This window comes from Pseudomonas sp. E6002 (genome assembly GCF_013385565.1).
Classification (GTDB): Bacteria; Pseudomonadota; Gammaproteobacteria; order Pseudomonadales; family Pseudomonadaceae; genus Aquipseudomonas.
In genome coordinates, this window is sequence record NZ_JACAPT010000027.1 from 196,190 (window position 1) to 211,343 (window position 15,154).

Below are 15,154 nucleotides of genomic sequence, written 5' to 3' on the forward strand. Positions count from 1 at the left end.
CACTCAGGTCGGCTCTCAGGCAGCCGTGCTCTTACTTTTGATCTTGATCTAACTGCCCCCTGCCGCTTTTGCAAAGTGACTCGCTGTAAGAGCGAAACCATAAGTAGCCATAACCTAAATAACGGATATGTACCCCCCTCCTCCGGCCAAACTCAACACTTCTCCCGCGAAATAAACCCCAACACCCCAGTATCCATCACCGGATTAAAACGAACCCGGGTCGTAATGTCCTGCTAAATCTCACGCATCGCCACCTGCGGCAACGTAGAAATATCCGCATCCTCCCGTATCCGCGCCGGCGTCACCGACGAGGTCAAAAACGCCACCCCACGCTGCACCGACCACGCCAACGCAACCTGAGCCGGCGTCTTCCGCACCCGCCGTGCAATCCCGGTAATCACCGGTTCATCCAGCACCCGCGGCCTCATCCCATGCCCCAACGGCGCAAACGCCAACACCACAATCCCATGCTGCCTGCAAAACTCCAACAGCTCCCACTCCGGCAGATAAGGGTGTGACTCAACCTGCACCACCGCAGGCTTTATCCGCGCCACCGCCACCAACTCCCGCAGCGTTTCCAGGCTGATATCCGACACCCCGATGGACTTGCAACGCCCCTCATCCACCAGACGCTCAAGCACCCGCCACGTCTCGATCAACGTCACCCCCGAGTCATACAACACATGCCCAAACGCATCCCGTGGGTGTAGCTCGTCACCCGGCAAAAACGCAAACGGCGTATGGATCATGTAGCAGTCGATCACCTCCACCTGAAGCCGGCGGCAACTGGCTTCGAACGCCGGCACCACACGCTCGGGCCGATGGTTGTTGTTCCACAGCTTGGTGGTGATGAACAGGTCCTCGCGCCGGACTTTACCGGCCGCCACCGCATCGTGAATCGCCGCGCCGACCTGCGCTTCGTTGCCATAACGCTCCGCACAATCGAAATGGCGAAAGCCCGCCTCCAACGCTTGCGTGACCGCCTGGGTGGTGGCCGTCAAATCCCTGAACAGCGTCCCGAACCCCACCGCCGGCATCGCGCCCGAACCATGCTGCAAAGGAAAACGGGTATCGCGAAGTGCATCGTAATAGCTCATGTGTTTGCTCCACTAGCGTTTGAAATCGTTGACCGAGCGACCACCGAGCGCCACGAACAACCGCACGGTGTCGAGATGTTGGGCGGTGCTCGCCCGGATCTGCCCGAGCAGGGCCTGCTCATAGGCGCGTTGTGCCTCCAGCACTTGCAACAGCCCGCTCTCCCCTGCCCCATAGGCCTGCTGGTTCAGGCGCAAACTGTTGGCGGCGGCCTGTAGCGCGGCGGTCTGTGCTTGGTACTCCTCGGCGTCGTGGTTGATCGCCTGCAAGGTGTCTGCGACCTGGCCGAAGGACTTGATGACGGTCTGCTGATAGTTGGCGAGCGCGGCGTTGTAGCCCTCCACGGCGGCCTGGCGCTCTGCCTTGAGAGTTCCGCCATCGAAGATCGGCCCCGCCAACCCGGCGGCAAAACCCCACAGCGCCGCACCACCATTGCCCGACGCGGCCTGGGCCAGTGACGCGGACAACTCCACACGGGGATAGAGATTGGCGGTGGCCACGCCGACCGCCGCGCTGGCCGCATGCAATTCGGCTTCGGCTTGCAGCACGTCCGGGCGGTCATGGGCCAGTTCGGACGGCAAGCTGACCGGCAGCGTGGTGGCCGAGGCAAATCCAGCCAGTTCAAAATCCGGTGCGCGCCAATCCGCCGGGCCCTTGCCCGCCAGGATCGACAGCGCATGCCGCGCCGCATCGCGCTGCTGGGCGAGTGGTGGCAACAGGGTGCGGTCCTGCGCCAGTCGCGTTTCGGCCAGGGAGACATCGAGCTGCGTCGTCGTGCCGCTGTGTTGCGCCGCGCGCACCAGTTCGAGGTTTTTCGCGTCGGTGGCGAGCAAGGTCTGCACCGCTTCCATCTGCGCGCTGGCCGAGGCCATCAGCAACGCCTGGCTGGCGACGTCGCCCGTCAGCGTCAGGTACGCCGCCTCGAAGCGATGCTGCTGGAAATCGGCCAATGCCTGCTGTTGCTCGACCCGGCGCTGATTGCCGCCGAATACGTCGAGGTCGAAACTGACCTGCGGCCCGACGCCATAGAAGTTCGTCACCGCTGGCCGCGCGGCGTTGTGCACGCGCTGGCGGCCCGCTTGCGCGGCGAAATCCACCTGCGGGAAAAGTGCACCCTCGGCCGCAGCCACCGAAGCGGCGGCCTGACGCAACGTCGCGTCCGCTGCCGTCAGCTCAAGATTGCCGGCAATCGCCCGGCGCATCACGCTGTCGAGCGTTCCGGAATGAAAGGTCGACCACCAGTCGACGCTGACCTTCTGACTGAAGGAAACGTGCTGCTCAGCCTGCACGTCATAGTGCGGCGAAGCGGTAACGGACGGCGCCTTATAGTCCGGGCCAACCGAACACGCGGACAGGGTCATGACGGCCGTGATAACAAGCCCATGGGATTTCATTACGCACACTCCGGAAAACTAGTGGGTCGTGACAGGTTTACGCAGCAGCAGCACCAGCGGGCTCACCACCAGCATTGCCCACAGCAGAATCTTGAATTGGCCGACCACCGCGATGAAGGCGGCCTGGCCGGTGATGGCTTCGTTCAGCGCGGCGAATCCCGCCAGGGGCGTCGATGCGGGGACCGAATGCACAGTCAGGTGGCCGGCCAGCGCCACGTGCATCGCCTGGGTGTTGTTGAAGAAGAACCACTGCACCACCGCCACACCCAGGGTGCTGCCGTAGACGCGGGACAGGTTGAACAGCCCGCTGCCTTCGGGGCGCAACGTCGGGTCGAGGGTGCTGAACGCCACCCGGGAAAGCGCCGGCATCAGCAGGCCCAGGCCCGCGCCCTGGATTGCGCCAGCCACTGCCACCGGCCAGCCGTCCATCAAGGGTGAATAGCCGAGCATCGAGTGGTTGGCGTAGATCACCACGGCGATCCCGGCGACCACAAATGGGCGGCCGTCGAGATGCGCAGGCACCTTGTTCATCAGCCAGAACGCACCCAGCAGCCCCACGCCACGGGGGATGGTGAGGAAGCCTGTGGTGTCGGGCGGGAAGCCCAGCAGTTCATCCAGCATCGGCGAGGTCATCGCCATGGTCGGCAGCAGCACGAAACCGACGGCGAAGAACAGGATGGTCGACAGCACGAAGTTGCGGTCGCGCAATAACCCCTTGCTGATGAAGTGTATGCTCGAGGTGAACCGGTGCATTGCGAACAGGTAGAACCCCAGGGCACTGGTGGCGGCTTCCAGCCAGATCTCGGGCGAGTCGAACCACTCCAGGCGCTGGCCACGGTCGAGGACCATTTGCAGGCCGATCACGCCGAGGGTGAAGCTGGCGAAGCCTGCGAAATCAAACGCAGCAGCGCTGTTGGCTTTCTTTTCCTGCTGCAACATCGCCACGATCAAGAAGGTGTACGCCAACAGCGGCAGGCTGGCGTAGAACATCCAGCGCCAGCCGAAATGCTCGCTGATCCAGCCACCAATCGCCGGGCCGCTGACAATCCCCAGCAACCCGATCGCCGTCCATAACGGGCCGAATTTTGGCCGTTGCAACGGGGCCAATGTCTCCAGGGCGATGGCCATCGACAGCGGCGCCAATACGCCGCTGGCAGCCCCCTGGATGATCCGCGCGCCGACGAATTGCAGTGAGGTGGTGGCCTGTGTCGCGAGCAGCAGGCCGAGGGCGAAGATCAGCATCGCCGCCTGGTAAACCGCCTTCACGCCGAAGCGCGCAGCAAGCCACTGAGCCACCGGCAATGTAATCGCGCTGGCCGCCAGGTACGACGTGAAGATCCACCCCGCCTCGTCATCCGTCATCGACAAACTGCCCTGCACAAACCGCAGGGCCGAGTTCGGCAGCGACACGTTGACCGCCTGCAACCAGGTCACCAGCAACGCCGCAAACCGGAGAGTACGTGCGCCGTTCATGGGCCGGTCCTGATATCAACCGTCACCGTGGCGCTGGTGCCGGAGAACAGCGGCAAGTCCGCGTTGGCATCGTCCAGTTCCAGGCGCACCGGCACCCGCTGCACCACCTTGACCCAGTTGCCGGTGGCGTTTTCCGGCGGCAGCAGCGCGAAGTCGGCACCGGCGCCCGGGCTCAGGCTGGTGATGTGCGCCTTGAAAGGATGATCCGGGTAAGTGTCGAGCTTGATGGTTGCCTGCTGACCGGCTCGCATATGGGTCATCTGGGTTTCGCGAAAGTTGGCTTCGACCCAGGTGCGACGGGGCGACAGCAAGGCGAAGGCCGGCGCGCCGCTGTTCAGGTAATCGCCGACCTGCACGTCATCCACCTTGGCCACCACGCCGTCGTCGGGGGCATAGACCGTCGCGTACGAGAGGTAGAGTTGCGCCTCGTCGAGCTGCGCCTGGGCCTCGCGAATCGCCGGGTGTCGGTCGATTTCGATATCGGGATTGCCGTTCAGCGCCACCACCGTATTGGCGATCTGCTGCTCGACGGACGCCACGCGTTGCCGGGCGACTTTCAGGTCGGTATCGGCCCGTTCGAACACGGCCTGGGACACGAACTCGGTGGCCACCAGGGCCTTTTTGCGGGCGAATTCCTTCTGGTCGAAACCCGCCGATTCCTTGGCCGCCTGCAACTCTGCCTGCTGTTGCCGGTAGCTGGCCTTGAGGCCTTCAATCCGCAGGCGCGCCACGCTCAATTGCGCCTGCGCACGCTCGACCGCGACCTGGAACGGCTCGGGGTTGATACGCAGCAGTACCTGCCCCTTGTGTACCGACTGGTTGTCTTCCACGGCGATCTCCACGACCTGCCCGGATACCCGCGCATTGATCGACGCCTTCGCCACTCGGGCATACGCGTTATCGGTGGATACGTACGGCGCATCCTTGAGGTAATACACATACCCGGCCGCTGCAATGAGTACCGGAAAGCCCACCATCAACAGTGAACGCCAGGGGGTGCGGGTCGTGTTTTCCAACGCATTGCTCATGATCGAATCACCTTTGCTGAGCCCGGGATTTCTGAGGCCTTAATTTTGTGCGATGATGTAAGAATATCGACCCACCCACCTCTACTCAAGGATTTTTGTACGCCATGGCACAAAAAAAGATCACAGAGGCAAAAGGCCGTGGCCGCCCACGGGCCTACGACCCCGAAACGGCAATGCAAAAAGCCCTCGGGGTGTTCTGGAGCACCGGCTATTCCGGCGCCTCACTGGACAGCATCGCCACCGCCGCCGGGATGAACCGGCCAAGCCTGTACGCCGCGTTCGGCGACAAACACGCGATCTACCTCAAGGCACTTGAGCAGTATTGGGGTCTCGCTTCTGCCGCCATCGACGAGGCGCTGGACGACCCGAGCCTGACCCTCGCAGAGGCGTTGATGCGCTTATATGAAGGCCAGTTGTCGATCTACTTTTCGGGGGATGGCGAGCCACGGGGCTGCTTTATCATCGGCACCGCGACCACTGAAGCGGTGGAGGATGCGGAGATTCGCGCCGTGCTTTTGCAGCGCCTCGACGCACTCGACGCCCATCTCGAAAACCGCTTGCGCACGGCCATCGAGGCCGGTGAGTTGAAAGGTGGTGCAGACCCGGCAGCCGTCGCCGTCCTCGCCGCGTCTTTGGTGCACAGCCTTTCGATTCGTGCACGGGCGGGCAAGCCCCACGCCGAATTGATCACCCTGGCGCGCAACGCCGTGCAGGTCATCTGCGGATGAGTGAAGGACTGGAAGACATTCTGGCCGAGCACCTGGCCGTGATTTTCTGCGGCATAAACCCGGGGCTGAAGGCCGCCACCACCGGGCATCACTTCATGGGCAGGAGCAATCGGTTCTGGCGCACGCTGCACCTGGCCGGGTTTACGCCCCATGAAGTGCAGCCGGAGAACGACCGCACGATCCTGCAATACCAGTGTGGACTGACCACGGTGGTGGAGCGGCCTACGGCCCGGGCGGACCAGTTGTCGGCGGATGAATTCAGGGCGGCGGCGGCTAGTTTTGAACGCAAGATCGCACGCTACGCGCCACGGTATGTGGCGTTTCTGGGAAAGGCCGCCTATAGCGCGTTGAGCGGGCAGAAGCAGATTGCCTGGGGGCTTCAACCGCACACCCTGGGGTGTGCGGCGGTGTGGGTTCTGCCCAATCCCAGCGGCAGAAACCTTGGGTTTACGCTCGACCAATTGGTGCAGGCATACCAGCAATTAAGGCTGGCAACACTCAGTCCCGATTAGAACTCAACTTCTCCCACAAAAAGCTGTAGACCAGCGCACTCATATGCGCAGCCTGCGCATTGTCTGCCGCCCCGCCGTGCCCACCTTCGATATTTTCGTAGTACGTCACGTCCTTGCCGGCCTCGATCATCTTCGCCGCCAGCTTGCGGGCGTGGGCTGGATGCACCCGGTCATCGCGGGTCGAGGTCAGGAAAAACACCGGTGGGTAGGCCTTCGCCGGATCGAACAGGTGGTATGGAGAAAATGTCTGGATGTACGCCCACTCTTCAGGTACATCCGGGTTGCCGTATTCCCCCATCCACGACGCCCCGGCCAACAGGAGGTGATAGCGCTGCATGTCGAGCAAGGGCACCTGGGAGACGATTGCACCGAACAGTTCCGGGTATTGAGTAAGCATATTGCCGACCAACAGACCACCGTTGCTGCCACCCTCCGCGCCCAGGTGTCGGGGCGAAGTAATCCCGCGGTCGATCAGGTCACGGGCCACTGCGGCAAAATCTTCGTAGGCACGCGGACGGTTCTGCTTGAGTGCGGCCTGGTGCCAGCGCGGGCCGTATTCACCGCCACCGCGAATGTTGGCAACCACGTACACCCCGCCCTTCGAAAGCCAGGCGCGGCCTGCCTTACCGGAGTAATACGGGGTCAGGGAGTATTCAAAGCCGCCGTAACCATAGAGCAAGGTCGGCGCCGTGCCGTTGCGCGGCAGGTCTTTGCCGAGCACCAGGAAATACGGCACACGAGTGCCGTCCCTGGAGACCGCAAAGTGCTGCTCGATCACGTGCTGGCTGGAATCGAAAAAGGCCGGCAGGGTTTTCAGTACCTCGGGCGGATCACCGATCTCGGCCAGCGACAAGGTGGTCGGCGTCAGGTAGTCAGTGGTCACCAGCCAGACGGCATCACTGTCGTCGCTGTCCACTGCGCTGGCATCCACCGTCCCCATGCTCGGCGCCCCGGTGAACGGGCTGTGCTGCCAGCCGTTCGCGCCGGGAGTGAGGACGCTGAGGCGGTTCTTGACGTGATCCAGTACGTTCAGCACCAGGTGATTCAACGTCCAGAAAAACCCTGCCAGCGAGGTGCTGTCCGTAGGGGTGAACAGCACCTCGAAATCCCGCTGGCCTGCCATGAAGCGATCAAACCGGATCGCCAGCAACGAGCCGGCCACAAACACTTCATCAAGCGTCCAGTCCTCCCGCAGTTCCAGCAGCAGCCAGTCTTTGTACACCGACTTTTCCGCTGAGTTCGGCGCGTCGATTTTGCTTAATTGGTTGTCGCTGCCCCGCAGGTACAGCTCGTTGTTGTAGAACGCCAGCGTGCGGCTGACGAAGTCACGCTCGTAGCCGGGCGTGTCGTCGTGCATCGCCGCGATGTACATATCATCCAGCGCGCCTTCATAGACAAGACTGGCGGCACTCAACGGCGTACCGCGCTGCCACTGCTTGACGATGCGCGGGTAACCGGAACGGGTCATCGACCCTTCACCAAAATCGGTATAGACATAGACGTTGTCACGGTCGATCCAGCCCAGGCCGCCCTTGGACTCGGGCAACTGGAAGCCGTCTTCGACCCAGGTCTTGCTGGCCAGATCAAACTCGCGGGTGACATTCGCATCGGCGCCGCCACGGGACAGCGCCAGCAGGCAGCGCTGGTAGTCCGGGCGCAAGAAATCAGCACCGTGCCACACCCAGTTTTCGCCCTCGGCGGCGTTCAGTGCGTCAAGGTCCAGCAACGTTTCCCAGGCAGGTTGAGGCTTGCGGTACTCCGCCAGCGTGGTGCGACGCCACAGGCCCCGCGGGTGGGCGGCGTCCATCCAGAAGTTGTAGTAATAGGCGCCGACCTTATCGACGTAGGGGATGTTGCTGTCCGAGTCCAGTATCTCCAGCACATCGGCCTTGATCTGCTTGAAGCTGTCGGAGCGGGCGAGCCGGTCTTCGGTCCTGAGGTTCTGGGCGCGTACCCAGTCCAGTGAACGCGTGCCGTCGACGTCTTCAAGCCATTGGTAGGGATCGTTGGACGTTTCGGGAAGTTTTGACATGTTCGAATCCTGTCGAAAAGCAGAAATGGATAGCGTGCCCGACTTTGAGCCTTTTTGAGTGATAAAAAAAGCAAGAAACCGGGTGTGTTACCCGATCTGATCGGCGATACATGGCGGAGGTACCGCAGGCTGCTACGGCAGGAGGACAGGCGATGGCTGACAAAAACGTGTGGATGCTGATGGGCGCAGATGCAAAACCCTACCCAAGCCTCGAGCCGGGAACGCTGGGCGGCCACCGTCGCGGCAAGCGCTATGGAAAGCTCGACTGTCGTGCGGCGCTGCGAGCCATTGCGCGTGGCGGCTACGTGAAAAATCGCGTGTTTTTTCTCGATGAAGCGACGGCTGTCGCCGCGGGATTTCGTCCTTGTGCGGTGTGCATGCCTGCCGAATATCGTCTGTTTCGAGGGCACGCCTGAATCGAGTGTCCGGGACAAATTCCAGGCAAAAAAAAGCCTGCATCGCTGCAGGCTTTTTTACTATCTGGCTCCACGACCTGGACTCGAACCAGGGACCCAATGATTAACAGTCATTTGCTCTACCAACTGAGCTATCGCGGAATGCGCCGTATGTTACTGATTGAAAAGGAGAAGTCAAGCATTCAGTGAGATTTTTGCTCCACCCCAGGTGCGCCGCGCTGGAAAATCACCACGCCACTTCCTGTCACGACGCTGTCATACGTCAACGCCAACATCCGCAGATACCCCGCCCCTACCCTCTTCTTGAAGGACGACACATGCACACTCGCTCAGGCCCGCCAGCGGTAAAAACCCTGCTTGCCCGTTTTATCGTTATCGGATGCAGCCTGACGGTGAGCGCGTGTGACAGTGTGACCAGGAGCGCGCCTGTCGCGCCTGCTTCGTTCAAAACCCTGGACGGTGCACCGCCGCTGGTTATCGGCCATCGCGGCCTGCCAGGACTGTACCCGGAAGAAACCCGGGCCTCCTACGAGCATGCAGCCGACGCTGGTGCGGATTCGCTGGAGCTGGACCTGCACATGACCAAGGACTGTGTATTGGTGGCCCGGCACAATCCCTGGTTGAGCGACAACACCAACATCAGCGACGTCGCGAAGACCAATCCCGAAGTTGCACGCCGCAAGCGCACGGTGCCGGGTGTACTGGTTAACGTCAGGTATCCGGCCACTGCAGAAAATGGCCCGGCCCAGTACCTGAGTGATCTGACTGACCCCAACGATCCAAAATCCGTGTTGAAGTCCTTGATCGTGGATGGCGAAGACCATACCAACGACTGGTCAATCAGCGATTTCACCCTGGCCGAACTCAAGCAATGGATCGGCGGCACGACGTATGATGCCCGCGACGAGCGCCCGACCGAACTCAACGGCAAGCTGCCGATCCTGAGTTTCCAGGAAGTGATCGACATCGCGAAAGCCAAAAGCGCCGCCACTGGCCGCGTGATTACCACCTACCCGGAAAGCAAGAACCCGATCTGGAACAATGCCCAGGCCATCGCCAACGGCTGCGGCGCGCCGGGCAGTCATCCGTTCGAAGCGGCGTTTCTCAAGACCCTTGAAGACAACAACCTCAATCGCAAAGATGCGCCGGTGTTCGTGCAGAGCTTCGACCCGAACAGCCTGAAATACCTGCGCTCCATCGGCCTGCAAACCAGGGCGGTTCAACTGGTGGATGGGAACGGGGTGAACTTCAAGACCGGCGAGACCATTTTCATCACCGACAAACCCAACACCTTCGTCAGCGGCCGCCCCTACAGCTGGACCGTCGCCGGCGACCCACGCGCCTTTGGTGCGATGCTGACCCCGGCCGGGCTGGCCGAGGTCAAGACCTACGCCGACGGCATCGGGCCGTGGAAGCCGCAAGCGATGTTGCTGACCACCGCTTCAGCGCAAAACCCCGGCTTGCCCGAGGTCGACACTGTCAAGCCCACCAGCCTGATCAGCGATGCGCACAAGGCCGGCCTGTTCGTGCATATTTTCACCTTCCGCAACGAAGCCAAATACCTGGCAGGTGCCTACAAGGGCAGCCCGGCGGCGGAATACATGGCCTTTTTCCGCGCCGGTGTTGACGGTGTGTTTACGGATTTCACGCCGACTGCCGTTGCGGCCCGAACTGCCTACCTTAAAGAAGTCGCGCGCTAAAAAGTCGTGCGCAAAGATGGCGGCCTTATGGGCCGCCATCCTTCAGTCAAGTTGCTCAATCACCCCTCCTGCCTTGAGCTGCCCCAGCTGCTCTGCCGACAACCCGAGGCGCTCGCCCAGTACCTCATCGGTATGCTGCCCCAACATCGGCGCCGGCCTTACATACTCTACCGGCGTGCCTGACATCTTGATCGGGCTGCCGACCATCTCGAACTGCGGATTCCTGGGATGCGGGATCTTCACCATCAACCCACGGGCAATCACCTGCGGCTCTTCCAGGGATTGCGCGATGTTGTTGATCGCCCCCACCGGTACTTTCGAGGCGTGAATACTCGCCACCCACTCGTCCGCCGTGCGCCCCAGGAAGTGCGCCGACAACAGTTCGACAATCTCCGCCCGATGCGCAACCCGATCGGCATTGCGCCGAAAGCGCGGGTCTTCCGGCAGGTGCGGCAAACCGATGCTGTGGCACAGCGCTACAAACTGGCTGTCGTTGCCGCAGGCAATAATGAAGTCGCGGTCGGCGGCGCGGAAGACCTGGTACGGCACGATGTTGGCGTGGGCGTTGCCGAAACGCTGCGGCACCTTGCCCGAGGCCAGGTAGTTCATGCTCTGGTTGGCCAGGGTTGCCACTTGTACGTCCAGCAGCGCCATGTCGATGTGTTGGCCAACGCCGGTGCGTTCGCGGCTGAGCAGTGCGGCCTGGATCGCGACGGTGGAATACAGGCCGGTCATCAGGTCGGAGAACGCCACGCCGACTTTTTGCGGGCCGCCGCCGGGCAGGTCGTCGCGTTCGCCGGTGATGCTCATCAGGCCGCCGATGCCCTGGATAATGAAGTCGTAGCCGGGTTCTTCGGCGCGCGGGCCGGTCTGGCCGAAGCCGGTGATGGAGCAGTACACCAACCGTGGATTGATCTCGGCCAGGGTCGCGTAATCCAGGCCATAACGCGCCAGGGAACCGGCCTTGTAGTTTTCGATCAGTACGTCGGAGCTGGCCGCCAGGGCCCGCACCAGTTCCTGGCCTTCGCTGGTGGCCAGGTCAATGGCCACGGATAGTTTGCCGCGGTTGGTGGACTGGTAATAAGACGCCTGCCCGGATGACTCGCCGGTGTCGGTCTTCATCCACGGCGGGCCCCAGCCGCGGGTATCGTCGCCACTCTGTGGCCGTTCGATCTTGATCACTTCCGCGCCCAGGTCGGCCAACACCTGGCCACACCAGGGCCCGGCCAATACACGGCTTAAGTCCAGCACCCGCAAACCTGTCAATGCACCCATTATTCTTGTCCTGTGATGAATCGAAATCAGCCGACTGCCGGCTCTTCATGACGCAGGGAAATCCCCAGCACGGCACGCCGCCGCAGCCAGGGGCTGGGGCGATAACGTGGGTCGTGGGTGAGTTCGCTCATGCGTTGCAAAATCGTGAGGATGCGCCGTGGCCCGAGGGCATCGCCCCAGGCGAGCGGGCCTTGTGGATAACCCAGGCCGAGTTGTACGGCCTGGTCAATGTCGTCGACGCTGGCGATGCGTTGCTGGGCAATGTCGCAGGCCAGGTTGACCACCATCGCCAGGGTGCGCTGGGCAACGAAGCCGACGCTGTCGCTGATCACTGTCACACCTACACCGTCATTGGCGAGCAACGCGTGGGCGGCATCGCGGGTGGCGGTGGACGTCAGCGGGTTTTGCATCAGGGTGCGGTGGCGAGACAGGTCGGTCAGCAGGTCGATGCACAGGGTGCGCGCCGGGTCGGTATGGAAGCGCTCGCTGGCCGAGGTGGCGTCGAGACCGTAGGGCGCCAGCAGGCACAACGCTTCAGGCGAAGGCTGCGCCGCGCTTTCAAGGTGTGCGCCCAACTCGATCACCAGGGCGCTGAGGCGCTCGTAGTCTTCGGCGTTTTCGGTGGCGATCCATACCGGCGGGAATTGCTTGATGGAAGGCACCGGCTGCGGCTGCGGGCCGTCCACCACCTGGCCATTTTCATAGCGGTAGAAGCCCTGCCCGCTCTTGCGCCCGAAGCGTCCGCCCACCAGCATCTGGCGGGTCAGGGGCGATGGTTTGTAGCGCGGGTCCTGATAGAACTGGTTGTAGATCGACTCCATCACCGGGTGGGAAACGTCGAGCCCGGTGAGGTCCAGCAGTTCCAGCGGCCCCATGCGAAAGCCTGCGCCTTCACGCAGGATACGGTCGATGTCGCCGCGCTCGGCAATGCCTTCATCGAGCATCTTCAAGGCTTCGGTGCCGTACGCACGGCCGGCGTGGTTGACAATAAAACCCGGAGTATCCTTGGCGCGCACGCCGCGATGGCCGGTACGGGCGACGAAGGCCAACAGGTCATCGCCGACCTTCGGTGCAGTGGCCAGGCCGTCGATTACTTCGACGACGCGCATCAACGGTACCGGGTTGAAAAAGTGCAGCCCGGCTACCCGTCCAGGGTGTTGGCAGCCGGTGGCGATGGCCGTGACCGACAACGACGAGGTGTTGGTGGCGAGGATGCACGCCGCGCTGACCACACCTTCCAGCTGCTGCAACAGGCCGCGCTTGGCGTCGAGGTTTTCGACAATGGCTTCCACCACCAGGTCGCAGTCGTGCAGCGCCTCAATGGTGGCGGCAACTTGCAGGTTCGCAAGCGCAGCGTCCACCGCTGCCTGGGTGATCTTGCCCTTGGCGGCCAGCTTCGAGAGCGTGGCGCCGAGGTTATCCCGAGCGGTTTGCGCCGCTCCGTCGCGGGCATCGAACAAGCGCACCAACACGCCCGCCTGAGCGGCAATCTGTGCAATCCCGGCGCCCATCACGCCGGTGCCTACCAGGCCCATGATCTTGATTGAATCAGCCATTGTCATTCCCCCAGGTAGTTCGCGGTGCGTTTTTCGAAGAACGCCGCGGCGCCCTCCTTCTGGTCTGCCGAATCGAACAGCAGTTGAAAGGCCTTGCGCTCCAACACCAGCGCGCTTTCCAGCGGCAGGTCGGCGCCGGCCAGCATTACTTCCTTGATCTGTTCCACCGCCAGTGGCGGCAAGGCGGCGATCTGCGCGGCCAGTTCCAGGGCGCGGGGGATGGTCTGGTCGTCGGCCACCACTTCGCTGAGCATGCCCATGGCCAGGGCTTCCGGGGCCTTGACCATGCAGCCGGTCAACGCGATGCGCATGGCCTGGAACTTACCCACGGCGCGCACCAGGCGCTGGGTGCCACCGGCGCCCGGCATCAGGCCCAGCTTGACCTCGGGCTGGGCGAAGCGCGCCGATTCCCCGGCGACGATCAGGTCGCAATGCATGGCCAGCTCACAACCGCCGCCCAGGGCAAACCCGTTCACCGCGGCGATCACCGGCTTGGGGCAGCGGCTGATGGCTTCCCACAGGTATTCAGTGTGGCGGCGATACATCTCGATCGGGCTGGCGCTGGCGAATTCCTTGATGTCGGCACCGGCCACGAAGAACTGGTCGCCGCCGGTGAGCACGATGGCGCGCACATCACGGCGCTTGGCCAGAGCACGAAAGTGCTCGGCCAGCTCTTCGCGAACCTGGGCGTTCAAGGCGTTTTTCACTTCGGGACGGTGGATGCGTACCACGGCGACGCCATTGTCCTGGACGTCGAGGTGCACTACGGGTTGGTCGAGGCTGGCCACAAATTCTCCTGCTGCAATGTTCTTGTTAGTTCGGACATCGCCAGTTTCGCTATGCGAAACAACATTCCGTATTTAGCGATAATCATAAGGACCGAGTCGCCGTGATGTAAACGTAAAAACCTGACCCTCCGATAAATCGGGCTATAACTCGTTGTTTAGACGAGTTTTATTAAACAAAAAGACAACGCCACGCAAAGTTGATTAGTTTCGCTGTGCGGAATACAATTTTGTTTTGTTGATTTTCTAAAAAAAGGGGGACTAACATGCGCCGTCGAAACCTGGACCCGAACACACCCGAAACACCTGCCGGCAACCACGCCTTCGAGCACTTGCTGATCGATCCGATGAATGCCGACGAGGAAGAAGACAAGGACCGCCAGTTCGTCACCGCCCTGGCCCGTGGCCTGGAATTGCTGCGCTGCTTCACCCCCAGCGAAAGCGTGCTGGGTAACCAGGAGCTGGCGCGCAAGACCGGGCTGCCAAAGCCGACGATTACGCGGATGACCCATACGCTGACCCGCTTGGGCTATCTCAAGCACCTGCCGCAGTCAGGCCGGTATCAGCTGGATGTGGGCGTGATGGCGTTCGGTTACGCAATGCTGTCGAACCTGTCGGTGCGGGCCGTGGCCCATCCGCTGATGGAGACGATGGCCAAGTACGCCCAGGCCGCGGTGGCGATGGCCACGCGGGACCGCCTGGACATGGTTTACCTGGACGTGGTCCAGGGTGAAGCCAACATGACCATGCGCCGCCAGGTCGGCACACGGTTGCCGTTGCACTTGAGTTCCGCAGGCCGCGCCTGCCTGGCAGCGATGCCGGAAAACGAGCGGGAATTTATCCTCGACCATATCCGCCAGCGTCATCTGGAGGACTGGCCGGGCATCAGGAAGGGTCTGGAACGTGCCTTCCGGGATTACACCGACTTCGGCTACTGCATGTCGATCGGTGAGTGGCACCGCGATGTAAACGCCATCGCCGTACCGCTGCTGCATGCACAACATGGGCTGCTGACGTTCAACTGTGGCGGACCGAGTTTTCACCTTTCCCGGGAGAAACTCGAGGACGACATCGGGCCCCGTCTCAAGCACATGGTGAACAACATCGAGGCCGCCGCCCGCTAGACAGATCGGTGCAAGGCCTCGGCAGATTGACGACAA

12 protein-coding genes, 1 tRNA gene and 1 pseudogene are annotated in these 15,154 nt (G+C 62.1%); 5 read left to right on the forward strand and 9 right to left on the reverse strand.

The features are described 5' to 3' along the window. Positions 1-152 precede the first annotated feature (152 nt). The 4 genes and pseudogenes from HX815_RS22295 to HX815_RS22310 form a co-directional block, all read right to left on the reverse strand. A pseudogene (locus HX815_RS22295) lies at positions 153-1,097 on the reverse strand (aldo/keto reductase). 12 nt (positions 1,098-1,109) lie between these two features. Then, entirely contained in the window at positions 1,110-2,489 is a 1,380-nt protein-coding gene (locus HX815_RS22300; RefSeq protein ID WP_177028930.1) for an efflux transporter outer membrane subunit, read from the reverse strand. An 18-nt stretch (positions 2,490-2,507) separates the two neighbouring features. Then, a complete protein-coding gene (locus HX815_RS22305) occupies positions 2,508-3,962 on the reverse strand; it encodes an MFS transporter (RefSeq protein ID WP_177028898.1) in 1,455 nt (484 codons plus the stop codon). After that, entirely contained in the window at positions 3,959-4,990 is a 1,032-nt protein-coding gene (locus HX815_RS22310) for an HlyD family secretion protein (RefSeq protein WP_102368473.1), read from the reverse strand. Before HX815_RS22310 ends, HX815_RS22305 begins: the two co-directional genes overlap by 4 nt. 104 nt (positions 4,991-5,094) lie before the next feature. Here HX815_RS22310 and HX815_RS22315 point away from each other — a divergent pair, with 104 nt between their 5' ends. Beyond that, the gene (locus HX815_RS22315) at positions 5,095-5,718 is read left to right on the forward strand and encodes a TetR/AcrR family transcriptional regulator (RefSeq protein ID WP_177022143.1); all 624 of its coding nucleotides are present in this window, start codon (positions 5,095-5,097) and stop codon (positions 5,716-5,718) included. Beyond that, positions 5,715-6,230 (forward strand): G/U mismatch-specific DNA glycosylase, encoded by a 516-nt coding sequence (gene mug, locus HX815_RS22320; protein WP_102368472.1) that lies wholly within the window; start codon positions 5,715-5,717, stop codon positions 6,228-6,230. Before HX815_RS22315 ends, mug begins: the two co-directional genes overlap by 4 nt. Here mug and HX815_RS22325 read toward each other — a convergent pair. Further along, complete coding sequence (locus HX815_RS22325) at positions 6,217-8,262, reverse strand: prolyl oligopeptidase family protein (protein WP_177028899.1); 2,046 nt, start codon at positions 8,260-8,262, stop codon at positions 6,217-6,219. The two genes, mug and HX815_RS22325, sit on opposite strands and share 14 nt — an antisense overlap. A gap of 152 nt (positions 8,263-8,414) precedes the next feature. Here HX815_RS22325 and HX815_RS22330 point away from each other — a divergent pair, with 152 nt between their 5' ends. Next, on the forward strand, positions 8,415-8,678 hold the full coding sequence (locus HX815_RS22330; RefSeq protein ID WP_177028900.1) for an Ada metal-binding domain-containing protein: 264 nt from the start codon (positions 8,415-8,417) through the stop codon (positions 8,676-8,678). A gap of 65 nt (positions 8,679-8,743) precedes the next feature. Here the strand turns inward: HX815_RS22330 and HX815_RS22335 are convergent. Then, positions 8,744-8,819, reverse strand: a tRNA-Asn gene (locus HX815_RS22335). 176 nt (positions 8,820-8,995) lie between these two features. Here HX815_RS22335 and HX815_RS22340 point away from each other — a divergent pair. Then, positions 8,996-10,378, forward strand: a complete 1,383-nt coding sequence (locus tag HX815_RS22340) for a glycerophosphodiester phosphodiesterase family protein (RefSeq protein ID WP_177028901.1) — start codon at positions 8,996-8,998, stop codon at positions 10,376-10,378. A gap of 42 nt (positions 10,379-10,420) precedes the next feature. Here HX815_RS22340 and HX815_RS22345 read toward each other — a convergent pair whose 3' ends face one another. The 3 genes from HX815_RS22345 to HX815_RS22355 are packed head-to-tail and all read right to left on the reverse strand — an operon-like array spanning position 10,421 to position 13,997. Beyond that, complete coding sequence (locus HX815_RS22345; RefSeq protein WP_003216714.1) at positions 10,421-11,653, reverse strand: CaiB/BaiF CoA-transferase family protein; 1,233 nt, start codon at positions 11,651-11,653, stop codon at positions 10,421-10,423. Between the two features lie 26 nt (positions 11,654-11,679). After that, positions 11,680-13,209 carry a 3-hydroxyacyl-CoA dehydrogenase gene (locus HX815_RS22350; RefSeq protein ID WP_177028902.1) on the reverse strand — a complete coding sequence of 510 codons (1,530 nt, stop codon included), beginning with the start codon at positions 13,207-13,209 and terminating at the stop codon, positions 11,680-11,682. A 2-nt stretch (positions 13,210-13,211) separates the two neighbouring features. After that, positions 13,212-13,997 (reverse strand): enoyl-CoA hydratase, encoded by a 786-nt coding sequence (locus HX815_RS22355; protein WP_010175990.1) that lies wholly within the window; start codon positions 13,995-13,997, stop codon positions 13,212-13,214. 263 nt (positions 13,998-14,260) lie between these two features. On the opposite strand from HX815_RS22355, the gene HX815_RS22360 reads away from it, so the two are divergent. Next, positions 14,261-15,118: an IclR family transcriptional regulator gene (locus tag HX815_RS22360; RefSeq protein WP_008433245.1), complete on the forward strand. Its 858-nt coding sequence runs from the start codon at positions 14,261-14,263 to the stop codon at positions 15,116-15,118. The last annotated feature ends 36 nt before the right edge of the window (positions 15,119-15,154 follow it).